Origin of the sequence: Methylopila jiangsuensis, from assembly GCF_027922305.1 — a bacterium.
Lineage (GTDB): Bacteria > Pseudomonadota > Alphaproteobacteria > Rhizobiales > Methylopilaceae > Methylopila > Methylopila jiangsuensis.
This window is the reverse complement of the sequence record NZ_BSFK01000009.1, coordinates 91,665-112,285: the sequence shown is the minus strand read 5'-3', so window position 1 is coordinate 112,285 and position 20,621 is coordinate 91,665. Positions and strand designations below refer to the sequence as shown.

Annotated in this window: 22 protein-coding genes and 1 tRNA gene; 13 read left to right on the top strand and 10 right to left on the bottom strand. The window is 71.1% G+C overall.

Annotation, left to right across the window (positions count from 1 at the left end):
- Window positions 1–2: 2 nt before the first annotated feature.
- From PKE85_RS09380 to PKE85_RS09365, 4 genes are all read left to right on the top strand, one after another.
- A complete protein-coding gene (locus tag PKE85_RS09380; protein WP_271204472.1) occupies window positions 3–458 on the top strand; it encodes a GtrA family protein in 456 nt (151 codons plus the stop codon).
- Between the two features lie 75 nt (window positions 459–533).
- Window positions 534–1,061, top strand: a complete 528-nt coding sequence (locus PKE85_RS09375) for a DUF1523 family protein (RefSeq protein WP_271204471.1) — start codon at window positions 534–536, stop codon at window positions 1,059–1,061.
- Window positions 1,062–1,351: 290 nt separating this feature from the next.
- The gene (locus PKE85_RS09370) at window positions 1,352–2,653 is read left to right on the top strand and encodes an alpha-hydroxy acid oxidase (RefSeq protein ID WP_271204470.1); all 1,302 of its coding nucleotides are present in this window, start codon (window positions 1,352–1,354) and stop codon (window positions 2,651–2,653) included.
- 304 nt (window positions 2,654–2,957) lie between these two features.
- Window positions 2,958–3,569 (top strand): PilZ domain-containing protein, encoded by a 612-nt coding sequence (locus tag PKE85_RS09365; protein WP_271204469.1) that lies wholly within the window; start codon window positions 2,958–2,960, stop codon window positions 3,567–3,569.
- 84 nt (window positions 3,570–3,653) lie between these two features.
- Here PKE85_RS09365 and PKE85_RS09360 read toward each other — a convergent pair.
- From PKE85_RS09360 to cpdR, 3 genes are all read right to left on the bottom strand, one after another.
- Window positions 3,654–3,728: transfer RNA gene (locus PKE85_RS09360), tRNA-Val, on the bottom strand.
- 115 nt (window positions 3,729–3,843) lie between these two features.
- Window positions 3,844–4,032, bottom strand: coding sequence for a hypothetical protein (locus tag PKE85_RS09355; RefSeq protein WP_271204468.1), 189 nt, complete (start codon window positions 4,030–4,032; stop codon window positions 3,844–3,846).
- Window positions 4,029–4,439, bottom strand: a complete 411-nt coding sequence (gene cpdR / locus PKE85_RS09350) for a cell cycle two-component system response regulator CpdR (protein WP_271204467.1) — start codon at window positions 4,437–4,439, stop codon at window positions 4,029–4,031. The genes PKE85_RS09355 and cpdR overlap by 4 nt, the downstream gene beginning before the upstream one ends.
- Before the next feature lie 127 nt (window positions 4,440–4,566).
- Here cpdR and PKE85_RS09345 point away from each other — a divergent pair, with 127 nt between their 5' ends.
- Window positions 4,567–5,460, top strand: coding sequence for an N-formylglutamate amidohydrolase (locus PKE85_RS09345; RefSeq protein WP_428981338.1), 894 nt, complete (start codon window positions 4,567–4,569; stop codon window positions 5,458–5,460).
- Window positions 5,461–5,874: 414 nt separating this feature from the next.
- Window positions 5,875–6,657: a histidinol-phosphatase gene (hisN, locus tag PKE85_RS09340; protein WP_271204466.1), complete on the top strand. Its 783-nt coding sequence runs from the start codon at window positions 5,875–5,877 to the stop codon at window positions 6,655–6,657.
- A gap of 40 nt (window positions 6,658–6,697) precedes the next feature.
- On the opposite strand, the gene PKE85_RS09335 is transcribed toward hisN, so the two are convergent.
- Both PKE85_RS09335 and PKE85_RS09330 read right to left on the bottom strand, forming a co-directional pair.
- Window positions 6,698–7,339, bottom strand: a complete 642-nt coding sequence (locus tag PKE85_RS09335; RefSeq protein ID WP_271204465.1) for an alpha/beta hydrolase — start codon at window positions 7,337–7,339, stop codon at window positions 6,698–6,700.
- 122 nt (window positions 7,340–7,461) lie between these two features.
- Window positions 7,462–8,403 (bottom strand): ring-cleaving dioxygenase, encoded by a 942-nt coding sequence (locus tag PKE85_RS09330; RefSeq protein ID WP_271204464.1) that lies wholly within the window; start codon window positions 8,401–8,403, stop codon window positions 7,462–7,464.
- A 79-nt stretch (window positions 8,404–8,482) separates the two neighbouring features.
- On the opposite strand from PKE85_RS09330, the gene PKE85_RS09325 reads away from it, so the two are divergent.
- Window positions 8,483–9,439, top strand: a complete 957-nt coding sequence (locus PKE85_RS09325; RefSeq protein ID WP_271204463.1) for a LysR family transcriptional regulator — start codon at window positions 8,483–8,485, stop codon at window positions 9,437–9,439.
- Window positions 9,440–9,533: 94 nt separating this feature from the next.
- Entirely contained in the window at window positions 9,534–10,892 is a 1,359-nt protein-coding gene (locus tag PKE85_RS09320) for a TIGR02594 family protein (RefSeq protein WP_271204462.1), read from the top strand.
- A gap of 92 nt (window positions 10,893–10,984) precedes the next feature.
- On the opposite strand, the gene dksA is transcribed toward PKE85_RS09320, so the two are convergent.
- Window positions 10,985–11,401, bottom strand: a complete 417-nt coding sequence (gene dksA, locus PKE85_RS09315) for an RNA polymerase-binding protein DksA (protein ID WP_271204461.1) — start codon at window positions 11,399–11,401, stop codon at window positions 10,985–10,987.
- A gap of 164 nt (window positions 11,402–11,565) precedes the next feature.
- Complete coding sequence (locus PKE85_RS09310; protein ID WP_271204460.1) at window positions 11,566–12,000, bottom strand: flagellar assembly protein FliX; 435 nt, start codon at window positions 11,998–12,000, stop codon at window positions 11,566–11,568.
- Window positions 12,001–12,238: 238 nt separating this feature from the next.
- Between PKE85_RS09310 and PKE85_RS09305 the strand changes: the two genes are divergently transcribed.
- The 4 genes from PKE85_RS09305 (at window position 12,239) to PKE85_RS09290 (ending at window position 14,801) form a co-directional block, all read left to right on the top strand.
- Entirely contained in the window at window positions 12,239–13,519 is a 1,281-nt protein-coding gene (locus PKE85_RS09305) for a flagellar basal body P-ring protein FlgI (protein ID WP_271204459.1), read from the top strand.
- Entirely contained in the window at window positions 13,519–13,854 is a 336-nt protein-coding gene (locus PKE85_RS09300; protein WP_271204458.1) for a rod-binding protein, read from the top strand. The genes PKE85_RS09305 and PKE85_RS09300 overlap by 1 nt, the downstream gene beginning before the upstream one ends.
- Window positions 13,851–14,327 carry a hypothetical protein gene (locus tag PKE85_RS09295; protein WP_271204457.1) on the top strand — a complete coding sequence of 159 codons (477 nt, stop codon included), beginning with the start codon at window positions 13,851–13,853 and terminating at the stop codon, window positions 14,325–14,327. The genes PKE85_RS09300 and PKE85_RS09295 overlap by 4 nt, the downstream gene beginning before the upstream one ends.
- A gap of 144 nt (window positions 14,328–14,471) precedes the next feature.
- Window positions 14,472–14,801, top strand: a complete 330-nt coding sequence (locus tag PKE85_RS09290; RefSeq protein ID WP_271204456.1) for a hypothetical protein — start codon at window positions 14,472–14,474, stop codon at window positions 14,799–14,801.
- 234 nt (window positions 14,802–15,035) lie between these two features.
- Here the strand turns inward: PKE85_RS09290 and PKE85_RS09285 are convergent, their stop codons facing one another.
- The 3 genes from PKE85_RS09285 to PKE85_RS09275 form a co-directional block, all read right to left on the bottom strand.
- The gene (locus PKE85_RS09285; protein ID WP_271204455.1) at window positions 15,036–16,697 is read right to left on the bottom strand and encodes an OpgD/OpgG family glucan biosynthesis protein; all 1,662 of its coding nucleotides are present in this window, start codon (window positions 16,695–16,697) and stop codon (window positions 15,036–15,038) included.
- A 258-nt stretch (window positions 16,698–16,955) separates the two neighbouring features.
- Window positions 16,956–17,078 carry a hypothetical protein gene (locus PKE85_RS09280; RefSeq protein ID WP_271204454.1) on the bottom strand — a complete coding sequence of 41 codons (123 nt, stop codon included), beginning with the start codon at window positions 17,076–17,078 and terminating at the stop codon, window positions 16,956–16,958.
- Window positions 17,079–17,351: 273 nt separating this feature from the next.
- Window positions 17,352–19,580, bottom strand: coding sequence for a heavy metal translocating P-type ATPase (locus tag PKE85_RS09275; RefSeq protein WP_271204453.1), 2,229 nt, complete (start codon window positions 19,578–19,580; stop codon window positions 17,352–17,354).
- Between the two features lie 232 nt (window positions 19,581–19,812).
- Here PKE85_RS09275 and modA point away from each other — a divergent pair, with 232 nt between their 5' ends.
- Window positions 19,813–20,619: a molybdate ABC transporter substrate-binding protein gene (gene modA / locus PKE85_RS09270; RefSeq protein WP_271204452.1), complete on the top strand. Its 807-nt coding sequence runs from the start codon at window positions 19,813–19,815 to the stop codon at window positions 20,617–20,619.
- The last annotated feature ends 2 nt before the right edge of the window (window positions 20,620–20,621 follow it).

Genomic DNA, 20,621 nt, shown 5'->3' with positions numbered 1-20,621 from the left:
CCATGCCCGCCTCCGCCCTCGTCGCCGCGCTGCCGCCCGCTTTGCGCGCCCGCATGACCCCCGCCGAGATGCGGCGCATCGGCCGCTTCCTGCTCGCCGGAGGCTTCGCCGCCTTCGTCAACTGGGCGGCGCGGTTCCCGCTCAACATGGTGATGCCGTTCGAGGCCTCGGTGCTGGTGGCCTACGGCGTCGGCATGGTGGTGGGCTTCTTCCTCTACCGCCTGTTCGTGTTCGAGGCGAAGACCGGCGACGCCCGCTCCCAGCTCTGGAAGTTCCTGGTGGTGAACGCCGTCGGCGCGGTGGAGGTGTGGCTGCTCACCATCCTGTTCGTGCGGGTCGTGGCGCCGGCCATGGGCTGGACGCTGTGGGTGGAGCCGATCTCCCACGCCGCCGCCATCGGCATCGGCGCCGCCACCAGCTATGTGGGCCACCGCCTGCTGACCTTCCGCGGCGTCTGAGCCCTTCGCCCGGCGATTGCAATCCCGGGCCGCGGTCCCAGATAATCCACGCGCACCCGCTGGAGTTCCCGCCCGATGTTCGACCGCACCCGCCTGATCGTCGCCGTCATCGCCCTGTGCGCGGTGCTGCCGGGCGCGGCCTTCCTGCACTTCTATCTGCCGCGGCACGACGTGGTGCGGATCGTGGGCGTCGAGAACCGGCGCGTGGACATGTCCGGCAAGCCGCTGCAGGGCGGCGACCGGCCCCAGGTCGGGCGGGACGTCTACTACATCTACGCCGAGCGCGTGAGCAAAGACCCCACGGTCAAGACCGACCGTCCCCGCGTCTACCGCAACGAGGACACCGGCTGGGGCTTCCCGTTCTACTTCAAGTTCGACAGCGCCGACGAGCAGGCCATCGCCGCCGCCATCGCCAACGACCGCGGCACGGCGGTCGTCACCTATTACGGCTGGCGCATCAACATGTTCTCCATGTTCCCCAACGCCATCAACATCCGGCGCGCCGAGCCGGACGCGACCATCGTGCCCTGGTTCAACATCATCTTCTTCACCTTCTGGGGCGTGGTCGCGCTGCTGGTCATCCGCCGCGCCCGCCGGGGCTGACGCCCACCGCTTTCCTCGCCGCGAGTTGATGAACCGGCCGCTCCGCCGTCGAACGACGCGGAGCGACCGCGATCGCATGTCATGACAGCTCAAAAAATCCGGCTTACGGTCGGTCCGGAAAGATTGGAATTTTTCAAAGCCCAACCTTTCATACTAGACTTTAGTCGTATAAGACCGATGCGTCCGGTCGCTTGCCTGTCCCTGGTTCTCGGGCCGCGTTCCGGGTGAACCGCGCTTTTCCGCAGCCCGCGGAGAAGCGAGGGCCGCAGGGAACCGACATGGAGGCGAACTTGACGACCGCACCCGACGCCCGGACGCCGTCCGACGCCGCGCTGACCGACCGCCGCAATTTCATCCGCTTTCTCGCAGCGAGCCCCGTCCTCACGCCGAGCGCCGTCAGCGCGCTGGTGGGCGCGCTCTCCGCCGGCGCCTCGAGCGGGGCCCTGGCCCAGAGCTACGACGTGCTGCGCGCGCCCCAGCAGAAGGCCGTGGACGGCGTCATCACCGCGCCGGAGCAGGCGCTGAACGTGTTCGACTTCGAGCCCGCAGCCAAGAAGGCGCTGCCGCCGGCCCATTACGGCTATCTGGCGAGCGGCGTCGACGGCGACGAGACGCTGCGCCTCAACCACGAGGCCTATGACGACATCGCGATCCGCGTCCGCCGCCTGATCGACGTGCGCAAGATCGACACCAGCGTCACCCTGTTCGGCGAGACCTTCAGCACGCCGATCATGCTGGCGCCGGTCTCCAGCCAGGGCGCCTTCCACGCCGAGGCCGAAGCCGCCGTGGCCCGCGCCGCCAAGGTGAAGGGCAACAACTTCATCCTCTCCACGGTGGGCTCAACCTCGATCGAGGACGTGATCGCGGAGCGCGGCGGCCCGTGCTGGTACATGCTCTACCCGACCGACGACTGGTCGGTCACGGAAGCGCTGGTGAAGCGCGCCGAGGCCGCGGGCGCCCCCGCCATCGTGCTCACCGTCGACCGCCAGGGCGGCCGCAACACCGAGACCCTGTTCCGCTTCCGCCGCGACGACACCCGCGACTGCAAGGGCTGCCACGCCGGCGGCTTCGCCAACGAGGTCTCCCGCAAGCCGATGTTCGACGATCTCGACGTCTCCAAGGTCACGAACCTCTACGGCACCGGCATGACCTGGGAGTTCGTGGACCGGCTGCGCAAGATCGTGAAGGGCAAGCTGGTGCTCAAGGGCATCGTGACCCGCGAGGACGCCGAGATCGCGCTGAAGCACGGCGTGGACGCCATCATCGTCTCCAACCACGGCGGCCGCGCCGAGGAGAGCCTCGAGCCCACCATCCGCGCCCTGCCGGAGGTGGTTGCGGCCGTGGACGGCAAGATCCCGGTGCTGATCGACGGCGGCATCCGCCGCGGCACCGACGTGCTGAAGGCGCTGGCCCTTGGCGCGACCGCAATCTGCATCGGGCGGCCCTACTGCTGGGGCCTCGCCGCCTTCGGCGAGCCGGGCGTCGCCGCCGTGCTCGCCATCCTCCAGCGCGAGTTCGAGACCATCATGAAGCAGGTGGGCGCGACCAGGATCGCCGAGATCACCAAGGACTCGGTGATGGTCCGCGCCTGACGGGCGCCTTGGGCGCCCGTCTTTCGTCTTTAAATGAAGGGCGCGCGGCGATCCGCCGCGCGCCCTTCATCGTAAGATCGCTGTCCCGCGGCCTGCGGCGACGTCTAGAGCGTCAGGGGGACCGCTCTCGTCATCCGAAGTTTTTAATGCGGTCTTCAATTACCTCGCAGACACTGGACCTGAAGCCCCGGACATCAGCGCGCGACGGCCCCACCGGCGCCCTGGTCCGGCGGCGAAGACGCCCCTTCCGTCCCCACCGGCCCGGCGGCGTCGCCCGTTGGCCACGCTCTCCCCAGGCGCCCGCATGCAGCCGCTCGACCTGAACCATCCGCTGAACGCCGCGCCGTCGTCCGTGGCCGGAACAGGCGACGACGTCATCGCCGGCCGCTGCATGCTGATGAACGGACAGGAGTTCGCCTGCGAGGCGCTGCGCGTCTCGCTCGATTCGGCCATCATCATCGCGCCCCATCCCGTGAACGTCGAAGCGCGGGTGATCTGCTACCTCAACAACATCGGCATCCTGCGCGGCTGGGTCGACCGGCTCATCCCCCACGGCTTCGCGCTGCGGCTCGATGTGCGCGAAGACCGCAAGGCCCGCCTCGCCGCCTGTCTGGAATGGCACTCCAACCGCGTGGCGCTGGCCGCGGCGCAACGGGCGGCGCCGCGCATCGTGCCCATCAACCGCAAGGTGGAGATGCGGCTCGGCGAGGAGCTGGTGTTTCCGGGCCTGATTCTGGACCTGTCGGTGTCCGGCGCCGCGATCCTCATGAAACCCGCGCACATCCCTTTCGTCGGCGCCGTGGTGCGGGCGGGCCGGCGCCCCGCCACCGTGGTGCGCGCCTTCGACAAGGGCGTCGGCGTGCAGTTCCACGAGCCGATTCCCTCGGCGGCCTTCAGCGAGCACGTCGAGCTGTGACCACCGGGCCGCGCGGCGCGGATCATATCTGGATTTCAAAAGCAATGAGGCGGCCCCGGCCATGCCGGAACCGCCTCATTCAAATGGTGGGCGTGACAGGGATCGAACCTGTGACCCCTACGATGTCAACGTAGTGCTCTCCCGCTGAGCTACACGCCCTGACCCGCCGACGAATCGGCGGAGCCGGAAACCAGTTCGCGAACCGCTGCGGGGCGGCCCGGAGTGACGGGGGCTATATCGGATCGCCCTCTGGCTGGCAAGTCGTCGCTCGCGTTCAATCGCGGCGGTCGTCGCGTCGCTTGCGCAACTGGCCGAACACCCAGATCGGCGCGCAGACCAGCGCCCCGATCACCAGCCCCTGCCCGACGCCCTCGAAGCCCGGGCGGTCCAGAACGCCGGACAGGCCGAGCCCCAGCGCCGCCGCCAGCATCAGCGGCGGCAGCAGGCCGCGCGGCGGCGTCACGCCGCCAGCAGCTTGTCGACCTCGCTCACCAGCTCGCGCAGGTGGAACGGCTTCGAGAGGATCTTGGCGTCCTTGGGCGTCTGCGAGTCCGGGTTGAGCGCCACCGCCGCGAAGCCGGTGATGAACATCACCTTGATGTCGGGGTCGAGCTGGGTCGCGCGCCGCGCGAGCTCGATGCCGTCCATCTCGGGCATCACGATGTCGGTCAGCAGCAGCTCGAACGGCTCTTCGCGCAGCCGGTGATAGGCGGAGAGACCATTGTCGAACGAGACCACCGCATGACCGGCGTTCTCGAGCGCCTTGACCAGGAAACGGCGCATGTCGTCGTCGTCTTCCGCCAGAAGGATCTTGGAGTTCGGTTGCACGGGAGAAGAAATCCTGCGTATCGGACGATCGTCACGAGTCATCCCATAAGCGCGGGCTCTGGTAAACAGACCGTTTCGCGCGCGCCCCGCCATGGACAGCGGCGTCACGGATCGGCAACATGACGCCCCGAGCCCTCTCCCCCCGCCGCTTTCGAGGCCGCTCCGTTCCGTGACGCCGTCCGCCCTCCCCGACGCGCCCGACCCCGCCTACGACATCGCGTCGCCGGAGCGCCCGACGTCGCCGACGGTGTTCAACTCGCCGCATTCGGGCGCGGTCTATCCGCCGAGCTTCCTCGCCGCCTCCCGGCTCGATTCGCGCGCCCTGCGCCGGTCGGAGGACGCCTTCGTGGACGAGCTGTTCGCGGCCGCCCCCGCAGCCGGCGCGCCGCTGATGCGGGCGCTGTTCCCCCGCGCCTATCTCGACGTCAACCGCGAGCCCTACGAGCTTGATCCGCGCATGTTCGAGGGCCGGCTGCCGCCCTTCGCCAACACCCGCTCGGTGCGGGTGGCGGGCGGGCTCGGCACCATCGCCCGGATCGTCGGCGAGGCGCAGGAGATCTACAGCCAGCGCCTGCCCGTGGCCGAGGCGCTGGCGCGGATCGAAACGCTGTACAAACCGTACCACCGCACTCTTTCCCGCCTGATCGCGCGCGCGCACCGCGCCCACGGCGTGGCGCTGCTGGTGGACTGCCACTCCATGCCCTCCACCGGCGGCGTGCGCGACGACCGGCCGGCTCCGGACATCGTTCTGGGCGATCGTTACGGCGTGAGCTGCAGCGGCGCGATCGTCGATCTGGCGGAGCGCACGCTGAAGGACGCCGGCTTCACCGTGGCGCGCAACCGGCCTTACGCCGGCGGCTACATCACCGAGCATTACGGCGCCCCGCCGAGCGGCTTCCACGCCCTGCAAATCGAGGTGAATCGCGGCCTCTACATGGACGAGCGCGTCCACGCCCGCCTGCCCGCGTTCCGGGAGGTGGCCGACCGGCTGACGCTGTTCGTGCGCGTCATGGCGGAGGCGCCGCTGACGGCGCTCGGGAGCGCGCGCCTCGCCGCGGAGTGACGCGCGGCCAGGCCAGAACATCGGTTAAACCGATACTGCTATCGCTCGATACGAAAAGTGCTTGCAAAGGCGATCGGGAGCGGCCAATGTCCGCCCTGCCCGGACGCAAGAAGAAAAAAGGCCGCCCGCGCAAGCGCAGGGCGGCCAAAGTCTAGGGAGGAAACGCCCAAGGAGGGCAGCGACAAACGATCAGAGATCGGCTTGTCGCACCGCAACAAGATGCGGCCGCGCCGCACAAAAAGCAAGGCCATAAGGCCACCTGTCGCCGGCCGTGACGTTACGTCGCGCTTGCCGGCGATTTCTTTTGCGCAAGCGCTCGCCGGCCGCCGCTCGCGCACTTGCCCGGAGCGCGCTTTCGCGCTTTCTCGACCCCGCCGGCCGTCGGCCCTTCGGCGGCGCTTCGGGAGACCGCTGATGACGCCCGTGGACTTCTCCGCCTTCGTGGACCGTCTGGCCACCGCCTCGGGCGAGGCGATCCTGCCGTTCTTCCGCACCTCCGTCGGCGTCGAGAACAAGCTGCGCGAAGGCTTCGATCCGGTCACCGCCGCCGACAAGGCGGGCGAGACGGTGATGCGGACGCTGATCCGGGACACCTTCCCCGAGCATGGCGTGATCGGCGAGGAGCATGGCGACGAGCGCAAGGACGCCGAGTTCGTGTGGGTGCTGGACCCCATCGACGGCACCCGCTCCTTCATCCTCGGCATGCCGATCTGGGGCACGCTGATCGGCCTCACCCGCGGCGGCAACCCCTGCTACGGCATGATGAACCAGCCTTACGTGGGCGAGAAATTCCATGGCGACGGCTCCAGCGCCACCTGGCGCGGCCGGAGCGGGGAGCGCCGGCTGCGCGCCCGCGCCTGCCCCCGGCTGGAGGACGCCATGCTGATGTCCACCTCCCCCACCATGTTCACGGCCGAGGAGCGGGCGCTGTTCGACGCCGTCTCCGTGGACGCCCGGCTCACCCGCTGGGGCGGCGACTGCTACGCCTACTGCATGCTGGCGGCCGGCCATGTGGATCTGGTGATCGAGGCCGACCTGAAGCCGTTCGACATCGTGGCGCTGATCCCGATCGTGGAAGGCGCCGGCGGCGTGGTGACCACCTGGGACGGCGGCCCCGCCACCGACGGCGGCCGCATCATCGCCTCCGGCGACAGGCGCCTGCACGAGGCCGCGCTGAAGCGCCTCGCCGCCGGCTGAGCGCGGGCCCGACCTTCCGGAGAGGCCGGACCCGCAAGCGTCACGACGATGACGGCGCGTCCGCCGCCCGGCGGGCGAACCAGGCGGTCGCGGCGGCGAGGTCGTCCCGCGTCAGGCCGTGGCTCGCGAGCAGTATTTCGCGCGTCACCTCCGCGCCGGACGCCGTGAGCGCGACTTCAAGCGCCGCCACGCTGTCGGGGCCCGCGATCGGATCGGCCGCGCCGGACAGCATGAGCACGGGCTTGCCGCGAAGGTTCGCCTGCGGCGGATCGCTCAGCACCGCCATCGGCCGCAGCAGCGCTGCGCCCGCCAACGACTCCGGATGCAGCAGCAGCACGGCCGCGGCGATGTTGGCGCCGTTGGAGTAGCCGAGCGCGACGGGCGCGCCGATCCCGTACGTCTCCCTCGCCTCGGCGATGAAGCGGGCGAGGTCGCCCGCCCGGCGGCGGACGTCGTCCTCGTCGAACACGCCCTCGGCGAGGCGGCGGAAGAAGCGCGGCGCCCCGCGCTCCAGCACCTGCCCCCGGGGCGACAGCAGCGCCGCGCCCGGCGCCACCGCCTCCCCGAGCGGCAGCAGGTCGGTCTCGTCGCCGCCCGTGCCGTGCAGCAGCAGCACGGGCGGCGGGCCCGGCCGCGCCGCCGGGCGGAACACATGCGCGAACGACAGGTCACGCGCGGTCATGGCGGCCTCCTTCGGCTCGAATTAATAGATTGAAGTTGCTTTGAATTTCAGAATTGCACGCTCCACGCCGCCGTCATGCCCGAGCTTGTCTCGGGCATGACGGAGGGAGCGGCCGCCCGCGCTCAGTCCAGCGGAGGCAACCTCTCCTCGATGCGCGACCGCAGCCCTTCGAGCAGCGGCGGCAGCTTGAGCGCCTGCCCGAGCGTCTCGGCCGGCTCGTCGACCGTGAAGCCGGGCGCGTCGGTGGCGATCTCGAACAGCACCCCGCCCGGCTCCCGGAAATAGACCGAGCGGAAGTAGTTGCGGTCCTTCTGCTCGGTCACCGCGAGCCGGTGATCGGCCACGAGCTTTCGCGCCATCTCCGCCTGCGCGGCGTCGTCCGCCGCCCGGAAGGCGATGTGGTGCACGCTGCCGCCCCCCGAGCGGCCGGCCAGGAAGCCGCCGGCCACATGGAGGTCGACGAAGCGGCCGTAGCCGCCGCCCCCCGCCTCGTAGCGGATGAGCGCGCCCTCGCGCGCCACCTCCTTCTGCCCGAACACGTCGGTCAGCACCGCGCCGGTGGCTGCGCCGTCGGCGAGCAGCAACGTGACGCCGTGGAAGCCGCGGATGGCGTGCTCCGCGGGCACGCTGGCGCTCGCCCAGCCGGGCTCGCCCTCGGCCCCGTCGACGCCGACCAGCGCCAGCGCAAGGCCGTCCGGGTCCTTGAAGGCGAGCACGGTCTCGCCGAAGCGGACCGCCGGCGTGTCATGGGGCGCGCCGGCCTCCAGCAGGCGATGCGCCCACCAGCCGATCGAGGCGCGGGGCACCCGGAACGCGGTGCGCGACGTCTCGCCGATCCCGACCCGGCCGGGGGCGACGTGATCCCACGGGAAGAAGGTCAGGATCGAGCCGGGACGGCCGAGCTCGTCGCCGTAATAGAGGTGGTAGGTGCCCGGATCGTCGAAATTGACGGTCTTCTTCACCAGCCGCAGGCCGAGCACGCCCTCGTAGAAGCGGCGGTTGCGGGCGGCGGGGCCGCTGATGGCGGTGACGTGGTGGATGGCGGCGGCGCGGGACGCGGTCATGGCGAAGCCCTTTCGAACTCACGGGACAAGGTGGTTGCAGCCAAGATAGGGTCGCCGGATGAAGCCAAAAATGGAAACGATGGAAACTCATCGTTTCCGGATGGAGCTTGTCGTGCTGCCCGATTTCGAAGCATGGGCGATCTTCGCCCGCGTCGCGGCGCGCGGGTCCTTCGCCCGCGCGGCGGAAGACCTCGGCCTGTCCAAGGGGACCGTCTCCAAGGCGGTGGCGCGGCTGGAGACGCGGCTCGCGACCCCCCTGCTTCATCGCACCAGCCGGCGGCTGTCGCTCACCGAGGCCGGCAAGGCCGCGGCGGAGGATGCGGAGCGGATCGTGCGGGCGGGCGAAAGCGCCGAGGCGCAGGCCATGGCCGCCTCCGCCGCGGCGAGCGGCATGGTGCGGCTGGCGGCGCCCATGTCGTTCGGGCTCGCCCATGTGGCGCCGATCCTGCCCGAGTTCCTCGCCGCCTTTCCGGACGTTTCGGTGGACCTGCACCTCGCCGACGCCCAGATCGACCTGATCGGCGAGGGCTTCGACGTCGGGCTGCGGATCGCGGCGCTCGCGGACAGCCGTCTGCGCGCCCGCAGGCTGTGCGAGGTGCGCCGGCTGGTGGTGGGCGCGCCGGCCTATTTCGACCGCATGGGCCGGCCGCAGCGGCCCCGCGACCTCGCCGCCCATTCCTGCCTTGGCTACGCCTACCTGCCCGGCTGGGACCGCTGGCGCTTCTTCGACCGGCAGGGCGCGGAGGAGGCGGTCACCGTGTCCGGCCGTCTGCGGGCCAACAACGCCGACGCGCTGACCGCGAGCGTGCTGGCGGGCCTCGGCCTCGCGGTGCAGCCGGAGTTCGTCGCGTTCGACGACATCGCCGCCGGACGGCTGGAGACGGCGCTGCCGGACTGGAGCCTGCCGCCGATCGCGCTGCATGTGGTGACGCCGCCCGGCGCCTTCCGCCCCGCCCGCGTCACCGCGCTGATCGATTTCCTCGTCCGCCGTCTCACCGCGACGCCCTGGGCGCGCCCGCTGGCGGAGGCGGGTTGAGGCGCATGCAACTTTAGATAGACGTATTTCTACGACTACAAAAATCTAAGGTTGCGCGGCTTGATGGCTTCCCACTCTTTCGGAGGCTGATGGCATGCACGCGATCATCGACGCCCCACGCGATCTTTCGGACTATGCGCAGCGGCTGGCCGCGGCGGGGGTCCGCACCGTCATCCGCTACTACAACAACCGCAACAGCAAGACGCACCCCACCAAGTGCCTGACCCGGCCGGAGCGGGACGCGCTGTTCGCGGCCGGCCTTTCGGTGGCGGTCGTGTTCCAGCAGCGCGGCGGGGCCGAGGGCCAGATCGATGATCTCAGCGCCGCCAACGGCGCGCGGGACGGGAAGCGCGCGCTCGATCTCGCCACGAACGCCATCCTTCAGCCCAAGGGCACGGCGATCTATTTCGCGGTGGACTGGGACTACTACAAGAACAGCCAGCTCGAGCTCGTCGCCGCCTACTTCGCGGCGGTGAAGGCGGAGCTCAAGGGCGCCTACAGGATCGGCGTCTACGGCTCCGGGACGGTCGCCGCCTATCTCGAGGCGCGGGACCTCGTCGACTACGTCTGGCTCGCAGGCGCGACCGGCTGGTCCGGCACCAGAGACGCGCTGAAGTCCGGGCGCTGGCATCTGTTCCAGAAGCATCTCGAACTGAAGTCCGAGATCGGCGGCTTCATCTATGACGGCAACGTCGCCAACGCGAGCCATGGGGAGTTCGGGCAGTTCGACGCCAACGCCCCGGTGTGGTCGGAGAAGGCTCAGGGGCACGAAAACCTGTTCGAAGTCGTGGCGCGCAGCGGGCTCAACCTGCGCGCCGGGGCGGGCGAACAGCATCGCGTGATCCAGAGCCTTCCCGTCGGCGCCGTCGTCAGCGGCCACAGCGAGCAGAACGGTTGGACGCTGGTCGATCTGGAAGGCGACGGTCTGGCGGACGGCTTCATGGCGTCGGCCTTCCTGCGCGCGGTGTCCGGCGGATTGCCGACCCACCTCTTCGGCCCGGCGCTTCTGCGACCCTACGACGTCGCGCGGGCGGAACTGGCGCGGGGCGTCATGGAGGTTCCGGGATTGAAGGACAGCAATCCGCGCATCGTCATGTACCACGCCACCACCAAGGGCGGCGCCGCCCCGGACCAGACGGCGTGGTGCTCGTCCTTCGTGAATTACTGCGTCGAGAAGGCGGGCCTGATCGGCGCGGACAGCAAGTGGGCGCTGGACTGGAGAACCTGGGGAACCGATGTCTCGGCCTCGCCGCAGGAGGGCGACATCGTGGTGTTCAGCCGGAAAAGCCAGACGCAAAGCGGCGGCCATGTGGGCTTTTATGAGAGCGAAACCGCGTCGGAGGTTCGGGTCCTCGGCGGAAATCAGGACGAGCGAGTCTCCTCCGCGACCTACCCGAAGCATGGAAAGAAAGGCTCGTTCGACTACAAGCTGCTGACCATCCGCCGCGGCTGATCCTGCAGCCCCCAAGACGCGCGAAAGCCCCCGGCGATCGAAGCGCCGGGGGCTTTTTTGCGTTCGGACACGTCGCAGCCTTGAAAGGCCGTTCAGTCGTCGCGATAGACCTTCTCGCGGCGCTCGTGGCGCTCCTGCGCCTCGATGGAGAGCGTCGCGATCGGGCGCGCCTCCAGCCGGCGCAGCGAGATCGGCTCGCCGGTCTCCTCGCAATAGCCGTAGGAGCCGTCCTCGATCCGCTCCAGCGCCGAGTCGATCTTGGCGATCAGCTTGCGCTGGCGGTCGCGGGCGCGCAGCTCGATGGCGCGGTCGGTCTCCGACGACGCCCGGTCCACGAGGTCGGGGTGGTTCTGGTTCTCGTCCTGGAGGTGCTCGAGGGTCTCGCGGCTCTCCCGGAGGATTTCCTCTTTCCAGTCGAGCAGCTTCGCGCGGAAATACTTCCGCTGCCGGTCGTTCATGAACGGCTCGTCTTCCGACGGCCGGTAGTCAGTCGCCAACTCGACGCTCATTGATCAGCCTCTGGCTATGCCGCTGCGCTGGTGCCAAGCGGCGCGGACTATAGCCACACACCGCCCAGTCTACAATTACGGAATTAACCGGAGAAGTGATTGAAATTACATGATTTTTTCGGATTGATCAAATTCGCGGCGAAACAGCGGCTCCGGCGCCGCCGTCACGGGCGCCGCGCATCGGCCTGCCGGCGTTTCGCAAGCTCCACCTGCGCCCGCAGGTCGATGGCCGCGAGCAGGTCGTCGAGGGCCGCGTCGCCGGTGGCCTCGCCGGCCTCCGCCAGCGCCCGTCGCAACGCCTCCAGGCTCGCCATGCCGTCCCGGCCGTGCAGCATGTCCGCCTTCAGCGCGTCCAGCGCGTCCAGCAGGCCGCGGCCCCGGCGGGCGGCGCGGCGGCGGCGGGGATCGACCGGCCGCACCTCCACCGCCTGCAAAGCCAGCAGCGCGTCGAGCGCGGGCGCGGCCCGCAACGGCGCGGCGCTGCGGGCCGGCCCCGCCTGGGGCGCCTCGTCGGGCAGGCGGAACGCGACCCCCGCCGCGGCGAAGCGCCCAACGCCTGCGCCGCCCGCGATCGCCCGTCCCAGCCCGTCCACCCGCATGCCACGCTCCGCATCGGGGAGCCTTGGCGCTCCCATGACCCTAGAGGTGCGGGAAACGTGGTTAAGCGGCGGTTAAACTCCGGCAAATTGTGCCGAGCGGCGGCGGAATCTGCCGGCCCGTTCCGCCACAGCCGCCCGCGGCCTTGGAAATTATCATTCAAAATCAAATGGTTGTTTTTCGGCACGGGCTTCGCATGGGAGAGGCGACCGTTTCCCAAGCGTCCGGGCCTTCGTCTCCATGACCCCTCGCCGCCTCATCTCCCGCTTCTCCGCCGCGCTGACGGCGCTGGCCCTCGCCGCGGCCCCGCTGCCGGCGGTTTCCGCCGACCTCGCGGCGGGCGCCTCTCCACGGGGCGGCGGCTACGGCGCGGAGGGCGGCGCGGACAGCGGGGTGCGCGTCGACATCCGCCGCGCGGCCGTCCATGGCCGGGGCGCGTTCCGGGCCGGCGACGACGGCGGCCCGACCCGGGGCGGCGTCACCTCCCGCATCAAGGACCTGACCGACATCGAGGGCGTGCGCGAGAACCAGCTGGTGGGCTACGGCCTGGTGGTCGGCCTCAACGGCTCGGGCGACTCGCTCAACGCCGCGCCCTTCACCAAGCAGAGCCTGCAGTCGATGCTGGAGCGGCTCGGCGTGAACACCCGCGGCGCGACGCTGCGCACCAAGAACGTGGCCGCGGTGATGGTGACCGCCAACCTGCCGCCCTTCGGAACCCAGGGCACCCGCATCGACGTCACCGTCTCGGCGCTCGGCGACGCCACCAGCCTGCAGGGCGGCACGCTGATCGTCACCCCGCTGATGGGCGCGGACGGCGAGGTCTACGCGGTGGCGCAGGGGTCGGTGGCGGTGATCGGCTTCAACGCCCAAGGCGAGGCGGCGCAGATCGTGCGCGGCGTGCCCACCACGGGGCGCATCTCCAACGGCGGCCTGATCGAACGCGAGATCCCGTTCTCGCTCGCCAATCTCGGCGCGGTGCGGCTCGCGCTGCGCAACCCGGACCTGACCACGGCCCGCCGGGTGGCGGCCGCCATCAACGCCTTCATCGGCGCGGGCGTCGCCGAGCCGGTCGACCCCTCCACCGTCACGGTGCAGGTCCCGAAGAGCTACAAGGGCAACATCATCCAGCTCCTGACCGAGATCGAGCAGCTCCGGGTCGAGCCCGACCAGGTGGCGAAGATCGTGATCGACGAGCGCTCCGGCATCATCGTCATGGGGCAGGACGTGCGGGTCTCCACCGTGGCGGTGGCGCAGGGCAATCTCACCGTCACCATCACCGAGGATCCGGTGGTGAGCCAGCCGGAAGCCTTCAGCCAGGGCGAAACCGTGGTGGCGCCGCGCACCACCGTCACCGTGGATGAGGACGCCAACCGCCGGCTCGCGGTGCTGCGGGAGGGCGTCAACCTGCGCCAGCTGGTGGACGGGCTGAACGCCATCGGCGTCGGTCCCCGCGACCTGATCGCCATCCTGCAGGCCATCAAGGCGGCGGGCGCGCTGCAGGCCGAAATCGAGGTGATGTGATGGCGGACGCGACCTCCTCCACGCCCTCCGCCGCCGCCGCGCTCTCGACGGCCAAGGCGTTCGCCGCCCATCCGGGCGCGGCCAAGGCGCCGTCGAAGGTGGACGCCGCGGCCGAGGACTTCGAGGCCGTGTTCCTGACGCAGATGGTGCAGACCATGTTCGAGGGCCTCGGCGAGGACGGCCCCTTGGGCGGCGGAAGCACGGGCTCGGACGCCTACCGCTCCATGCTGGCCGACCAGTACGGCCGCTCCATCGCCGCATCGGGCGGGGTGGGCCTCGCCGCCCATGTCCGCGCCGAACTTCTCGCCCTCCAGACCGGGACCGCCACGCCATGATCCGCCGCCGCCTCCCCGCCGCCCCCGCCCGGCCCAAGCTCGGCGTGCCCGAGACCGCCGAGCGCCTGTCGCGGCTCGCGGCCACCATGGCCCGGCTGACGGAGGTGATCTCCGAGGAGACCCGGCTGGTGCGGGCCGGCGCCTACCAGGCCGCGGGCGCGCTGGAGACGTCCAAGGGCGAGCTGTCGAGCCGCTACATGCTGGACATCGGCGCGGTCTCCGCCTCGCGCGAGTCGCTCGCCGCCCAGCCGCAGGAGCAGCTGGCGGAGATCGAGCGGCTGCATGTGACGTTCCGCGCCGCGCTGGAGGAGAACCTCGCCGTGCTCGGCACCGCCCGCTCGGTGGCGGAAAGCCTGATGCGCGGCGTGTCGGAGGAGCTCGCCGCGCGGGAGACGCCCCGCACCTACGGCGCCGACGCCGCCGCGCGGCTGCGCGCGCCCAGCGCGCCGGTCGCCCTGTCGCGCAAAAGCTGAGGGCGCTTCGAATCGGTTTTAGCTAAAGTCGCCGAATCGGAATCGCGGCGCGTTAACTGAAAGTTCTAACGTGAGCTTAACGCGCTTGCCCGAACATCGCTCATGCGGAAGATCATCTTTCGCGTCAGCGGCGGGGAGGTCGCAATGGATACCGGCATCGGATCGTTTTCAGCTCCGGCGGCGATGACGCGCCCCGCGGCCCCGCGCGCGCCCGAGCCTCCGCGGGAGGTTCAGCAGGCCCGCGCCGCCCAGGACGCCCAGAGCCGCCCGGCCTCTCCCCCGCCCCTCGGCGACAACGAGCGCCGGGTGGAGATCGACGCCGAAACCAGCAGCCTGATCTACCGCACGGTGGAGATCGCCACCGGCGCGGTGCTGTCCCAGACCCCGGACGAAGCGCGGCTGCGGCTCCGGGCCTACATCGACGGCGTCGGCGCCGGCCGGTCGTCCCAGGCTCTGGTCAGCGCCACCGCCTGACGCCGCGGCATGACGCAACGTCCGAGCGGTCGCCTCCCCCGCGGCCCGCAGGGCGGGGCGCGTCGCGTCGTCCGAGCGCCTTTAGAAAGCAGACGCCCTGTTCCCGTCCTGCCGGCGCGGAACGCGCGGGCATCCCCGATGTCCTGCGACACAAGCGGGCCGGCTCATGTCATGGATGCCGGGCCTCGCCGGGCATGACGGCGGCGCGGCCGCCCTGAGCGTCCAAACCGGACGTCAGGACGGGTGGTACTGGTAGAGCCAGGTCTCGGTCAGAACCCGGTCGCCGACCTTGAGGTAGCAGCGCAGCTCCACCGGCTCCGGCCCTTGCACGGTCAGGTCGAACTGGGCGCGCCAGTGCCCCTTCACGTCGCTCGGCACCGCTTCGGCGTAGACGTAGGAGAAGGTCCCCCGCGACGCGGAGAGCACCGGCTCCACGGTCTGGCCGTAGGGGATGTCCGCCAGCGGGCCGCCGAGAAACTCGATCATGAACTTGCGCACGCCCTGCGGCCGGGGCAGGCCGGGCTGGCCGCCGCGCCCGAGCCGCGTCGCCGCCACGCGGCCGAGGTCGGTGGGATAGGGCTCGCCGTCGCGCCAGTGCAGCTTGTAGGCCAGCGACAGCGTGACGCCGGCCCTGGCCGGCTCGGCCGGGATCCAGTAGGCGACGGAGTTGTCGTGGATCTCGTCGTCGGTGGGCAGCTCCACCAGCTGCACCACGCCCTTGCCCCACTCGCCCTCCGGCTCGATCCAGGTGGAGGGGCGGTCCTGATACTTCACCCCGTCCTGGTAGTGGTCGAACACGCGGTCGCGCTGCAGCAGCCCGAAGCCGCGGGGATTCTCGTCCGAGAAGGACGAGGTCATGATGCGCGGCGGGTTGTTGAGCGGGCGCCAGATGCGCTCGCCCGCGCCGGTCCACATGGCGAGGCCGTCGGAGTCGTGCACCTCCGGCCGCCAGTCGATCAGGCCGGGCTTGGCGGTCTCCGAGAACCAGTACATGGAGGTCAGCGCCGCAAGGCCCACGCGCGGCAGGTCTCGGCGCATAGTCACCTGCGCCTCGATCCGCATCAGCGTGCCTTCGGTGCGCTGGATCAGGAAGCGGAACGCGCCCGAAAGCGACGGGCCGTCGAGCAGGGCGTAGACCGTCACCGGCTCGCCGTCGGCCTTGGCCGGCTCGAACCAGAACTCGGTGAAGTCCGGAAACTCCTCGGCCGCGCCGGGCTCCGGGAACAGGGCCACGCCGCGGGCGGACATGCCCACCTGGCCCGCGTCGCCGATGGCGCGGAAATAGGACGCGCCGAGGAAGGTGGCGAACGGCTCCCGGGTCTTCCAGTCGCCCTTGTCCGTCACCTCGTCCTTGGCCTCGCGCACCCAGAAGCCGGCGAAGGCGGAGGGCTGGGCCGGCAGGCCCTTCGCCACATGGTCGGCGGGCATCTGGAAGTAGGCCGGGTCGTAGAGCACCTCCCGCGCCTTGCCGTCCGCGACCGCGTGCATGCGCACCGTCTTGGGGAAGAACTGACCCACATGCATGAAGGTGATCGGATAGGCCCCGGCCGAGCGGGCGTAGAGCGCGTGCTCCGGGTCGAACTTCAGCTTGCCGTGGGCGTCGTAGTCGATGCGCTTCACGATCTCGGGGTTCGGCCGCGGCGGCTCCTGATAGGGTTTGCCCGCCTTCGCCTTGGCCAGCGCCTTGAGCCCGTCGTAGCTGAACGGCTCGGCGGGGCCGAACTTCAGGTCGTCCGCGCCGGCGGGAGCCTTGGACCCGTCCTGAGCTGCGGCGGTCCCGCCGAGCAGCACGGCGGCCTGGGCGGCGAGGCCGAGCTGCACCAGCGCGCGCCGGTCGAGCAGCAGGGGCGACCGGCCCTCGGGCGACGGCCGGGAAGAGGAAAAGCTGTCAGTCATGGGAGCGAACGATCTCGGGCGGGTGCGGGGCCAGCATATGTCAAAAGACGCTTGGGGCGCATTTCGACTTGAGATCGACGGAATTCCAGCGTTTCGCCGGCGGGCTCGCGGTCATGTGATGCCGCGGTCCCGGTCCCGCTCGGTCTCGCATCGAGAGCCATGGCGGGGACATAGGGCGGCGCGGACGGGAAGCGAAGACGTCATCCTGTCCGCGGCGCGGAAAAGGCCCCGCGCACCGAAGCGCGGGGCCTTTTCCAATCAGCGGCCGTAGGCCGCCTCAATCGGGCTCTTGGCGATGGCTTCCGCCGGCGCGCCGACCGGGAGGGCGGCGACCGCCACGACGACGAACACGATCGAAGACAGGAAAATCAGGACGCGCATTGGCGATTCCGGAAGGCTTGGGGGCGAGACGCATAAAATTAGCGGCGGAGACTTAACGAACCCGTTACCGCATCGGCGAAGTCCGGCTCCGCCAGCGGCCCTGAAATCGCCTCGCGACCCCCGCTGCGTCAACAACGTGGACAGGCCGGAAATGGTTTCGCACACGCGAAACGACCGAAACCGAAAACGCTGTTGCGCCGCGGTGACGTCGCTTCGGCGCCACAGCCGGAGGGAGCGCGGCCGGCGAAGGTCAGCTCGCGCGGAAACGCTCTCTCAGCGGTCGGGGCGCCAGCGGGACAACCGGAGCGCGTTGAGCACCACGCTCGCCGAGGACAGCGCCATGGCGCCGCCCGCGATGGCGGGCGACAGCAGGCCGAGCGCCGCGAGCGGCAGGCCGATCACATTGTAGGCGAAGGCCCAGACCAGATTCTGCCGGATGGTGGCGACCGTGCGCCGGGCGAGGTCCAGCGCCGCCGGCGCCAGCAGGGGATCGGGCCGCAGCAGCGCGAGGCCCGCGGTCTCCAGCGCCACGTCCGCGCCGCCGCCCATGGCGACGCCGATGTCGGCGGCGGCGAGCGCCGGCGCGTCGTTCACGCCGTCGCCGACCATGGCCACATGGCGCCCCTCCCCGCGCAGGCGCTGCACCATGGCGAGCTTGTCGGCGGGCCGGGCGCCTGCGATCACCTCCGAGACGCCGATGGAGCGCGCGATGGGCGCGGCGGCCTCCGCCGAATCGCCGGTCAGCATGATCACGCGCACGCCCCGGTCGCTCAGCCGGCGCACAGCCTCCGCCGCGCCCGGACGCGGCGCGTCGGCGAAGGCGAGCACGCCCTTGGCGCGCTTGCCCTCCGACACCGCGACCACGGTGCGGCCCTGCGCGGCCTGCCGGGCGAAGGGCTGCTCCACCGGCGCGGTGTGGGCGCCCTGCCGCTCCAGGAGCCGCACGCTGCCGACCGCCACCCGGTCGCCATCGACCTCGCCCACCACGCCCTCGCCCGGATCGGCGTGGATGTCCCGCGCCTTGGGTATGACGAGGCCCTGCCCCTCCGCGGCCTCCACCACGGCGTGGGCGAGCGGATGCTCGGAGCCGCGCTCCACCGCGGCGGCGAGCGCCAGCAGCCGGGTCCCGTCGCCGTCGAGCGCTTCGGTGGCCACCAGCGCCGGGCGGCCGGCGGTGAGCGTGCCGGTCTTGTCGAAGATCACGGCGTCCACCCTGGCGGCGCGCTCCAGCGCCTCGATGTCGCGCACCAGGATGCCCGCCTTCGCGGCCGCGCCGGTGCCGGCCACAAGCGCCGCGGGCGTCGCGAGCCCGAGCGCGCAGGGGCAGGCGATGACCAGCACCGCGATCGCCGCGCCGAGCGCCCGGCCCCAGTCGCCCTCCGCCAGCAGCCAGCCGACCAGCGTCAGCGCGGACAGGCCCACCACCACCGGCACGAACACAGCCGTCACCTTGTCCACGAGCTTCTGCACCGGGGCCTTGGCGAGCTGGGCGCGCGCCACGAGGCGGGCGATGCGCGCCGGCGTGGCGTCCTCGCCGACCGCGGTGGCCGCCACCGCGAGGAAGCCCGAGCCGTTGAGCGCGCCGGCCACCACCGCGTCGCCGGGCGCCTTGGCGATCGGACGGCTCTCGCCGGTCACCAGCTGCTCGTCGGCCTCGCTGCGGCCGTCGCGCACCACGCCGTCCACGGGGAAGCGCTCGCCGGGGCGCACATGCACCACGTCGCCCTCGGCCAGGGCTTCGACCGCCACCTCCTCCTCGCCGCCGTCAGGGCGGGCGCGCCGGGCGCGGGCGGGGGTGAGCTGGGACAGCGCGGTCAACGCGGCGCTGGCGCCGGAGGCCGCGCGCGCCTGCATCAGATTGCCGAGCAGCACGAAGCCCAGCACCGCCACCGCGGCCTCGAAATAGAGCGGGCCATGCCAGCCCAGCGCCACATGGGCGAGGCTCCAGCCGAAGGCCGCCGTCGTGCCCAGCGCCACCAGCACGTCCATGTTGGCCGCTCCGCCCCGAAGCGAAGCGTAGGCGCCGCGGTAGAACCGCGCGCCGACGAGGACCTGCACCGGCGTCGCGAGCGCAAGCTGCAGCCACCCCGGCAGCAGCCCATGGGCGCCGAAGGCCATGGCGACCATCTCCACAACGAAGGGCGCGCCGAGCACGGCGGTCATGGCCAGAAGCCGGAGCGTGCGGCGCTCCTCGGCCTGGCGCGCTTCGGCCCGCTCCGCGTCCGCCGCCCGGCGCGCGGCGGCGTCGGCCGGCCGCACATGGGCGTCGTAGCCGGCGCGGCGCACGGCGGCGAGCGCCGCCTCGGCGTCCGCGGGACCGGAGAAGCGCACGTCCGCGCGCTCCAGCGGCAGGTTCACCACCGCCTGCGCGATTCCCGGCGTCTGCCCGAGCACCTTCTCGATCCGCGCGGCGCAGGCGGCGCAGCTCATACCCTCCACGTCGAGCGTCAGGGCGTCGCCGTCGGCGGGCTGGAAGGCGCGAGCGGGTTCTGGCCGGGTCATGGGATCGTCCTTTGGATGCGCCTTAAATCGTGCGTCTCCATGGCGCGAACAAGGCTGCGCGTCGTCCGGCCTTGCCCGCCGCCCGGCGCTCGGGCATCGTCCGCCCCATTCGCCGCCGCTGAGGGCGGTTTCCTCGACGTTTCGCCACGCGCCCCGATGGAGGCGACGGCGTCGTCCGACCCCTTTCGCGCGCCGCAGCGCCTGACCCGCGCCGGCGAGGAGACCGTCCGCCATGCTGACCCGCCGCTCGCTTCTCGCGCCTCTGGCGCTTGCGCTCGCGCTGCTCCCCCTGCCCTTCTCCGCGCCCCGCGCCGACGACGCCAGGGCGCCGGTGACGGTGTTCGCCGCGGCCTCGCTGAAGAACGCGCTCGACTCCATCGCCGCCGCCTGGACCAGGGAGACCGGCGTCGAGGTGAAGGCGAGCTACGCCGCCTCCTCCGCCCTAGCCAAGCAGATCGAGCAGGGCGCCCCGGCGGACCTGTTCATTTCCGCCGACCTCGCCTGGATGGATTACGTGGCGGGCAAGGACCTCATCGTCCCCGCCACCCGCGAGACCCTGCTCGGCAACCGCCTCGTGCTGGTGGCCGGCCCCGACTGGTCCAGGGGCGAGGTGGAGCTGAAACCGGGCGTCGATCTCGCCGGACTGCTCGGCGACGGCCGCCTCGCCATGGGCGAGACCTCCTCGGTGCCCGCCGGCAAATACGGCAAGGCGGCTCTGGAGACGCTCGGCGTCTGGAGCGCGGTCGAACCAAAGGTCGCGGGCGCCGAAAGCGTGCGCGCGGCGCTGGCGCTGGTGTCCCGCGGCGAGGCGCCGCTCGGCATCGTCTACAAGACCGACGCCGCGGCCGACCCCAAGGTGAAGATCGTCGGGACCTTCCCCGAGGACAGCCACCCGCCGATCGTCTATCCGGTGGCGCAGCTGAAAGACTCCAAGAGCCCGAACGCCAGCGCCTTCCTGAAGCGGCTGACCTCGGCGCCCGCCCGCGCGGACTTCGAGGCCGCCGGCTTCGCGGTGCTGCCCAAGCCGTCCGGGAGCTGACC

Bases quoted from the DNA above. Each gene is read 5' to 3' on its own strand.
- cpdR (WP_271204467.1), bottom strand. From the start codon at position 4,439: ATGACTCGTGACGATCGTCCGATACGCAGGATTTCTTCTCCCGTGCAA.
- PKE85_RS09280 (WP_271204454.1), bottom strand. From the start codon at position 17,078: ATGCGCGTCCTGATTTTCCTGTCTTCGATCGTGTTCGTCGTCGTGGCG.
- PKE85_RS09335 (WP_271204465.1), bottom strand. From the start codon at position 7,339: ATGACCGCGCGTGACCTGTCGTTCGCGCATGTGTTCCGCCCGGCGGCG.
- hisN (WP_271204466.1), top strand. From the start codon at position 5,875: ATGACGCCCGTGGACTTCTCCGCCTTCGTGGACCGTCTGGCCACCGCC.
- PKE85_RS09310 (WP_271204460.1), bottom strand. From the start codon at position 12,000: ATGCGGGTGGACGGGCTGGGACGGGCGATCGCGGGCGGCGCAGGCGTT.
- PKE85_RS09285 (WP_271204455.1), bottom strand. From the start codon at position 16,697: ATGACTGACAGCTTTTCCTCTTCCCGGCCGTCGCCCGAGGGCCGGTCG.
- PKE85_RS09305 (WP_271204459.1), top strand. From the start codon at position 12,239: ATGACCCCTCGCCGCCTCATCTCCCGCTTCTCCGCCGCGCTGACGGCG.
- PKE85_RS09375 (WP_271204471.1), top strand. From the start codon at position 534: ATGTTCGACCGCACCCGCCTGATCGTCGCCGTCATCGCCCTGTGCGCG.
- PKE85_RS09300 (WP_271204458.1), top strand. From the start codon at position 13,519: ATGGCGGACGCGACCTCCTCCACGCCCTCCGCCGCCGCCGCGCTCTCG.
- modA (WP_271204452.1), top strand. From the start codon at position 19,813: ATGCTGACCCGCCGCTCGCTTCTCGCGCCTCTGGCGCTTGCGCTCGCG.
- PKE85_RS09295 (WP_271204457.1), top strand. From the start codon at position 13,851: ATGATCCGCCGCCGCCTCCCCGCCGCCCCCGCCCGGCCCAAGCTCGGC.
- PKE85_RS09320 (WP_271204462.1), top strand. From the start codon at position 9,534: ATGCACGCGATCATCGACGCCCCACGCGATCTTTCGGACTATGCGCAG.
- PKE85_RS09380 (WP_271204472.1), top strand. From the start codon at position 3: ATGCCCGCCTCCGCCCTCGTCGCCGCGCTGCCGCCCGCTTTGCGCGCC.
- PKE85_RS09290 (WP_271204456.1), top strand. From the start codon at position 14,472: ATGGATACCGGCATCGGATCGTTTTCAGCTCCGGCGGCGATGACGCGC.
- PKE85_RS09275 (WP_271204453.1), bottom strand. From the start codon at position 19,580: ATGACCCGGCCAGAACCCGCTCGCGCCTTCCAGCCCGCCGACGGCGAC.
- PKE85_RS09365 (WP_271204469.1), top strand. From the start codon at position 2,958: ATGCAGCCGCTCGACCTGAACCATCCGCTGAACGCCGCGCCGTCGTCC.
- dksA (WP_271204461.1), bottom strand. From the start codon at position 11,401: ATGAGCGTCGAGTTGGCGACTGACTACCGGCCGTCGGAAGACGAGCCG.
- PKE85_RS09330 (WP_271204464.1), bottom strand. From the start codon at position 8,403: ATGACCGCGTCCCGCGCCGCCGCCATCCACCACGTCACCGCCATCAGC.
- PKE85_RS09325 (WP_271204463.1), top strand. From the start codon at position 8,483: ATGGAAACTCATCGTTTCCGGATGGAGCTTGTCGTGCTGCCCGATTTC.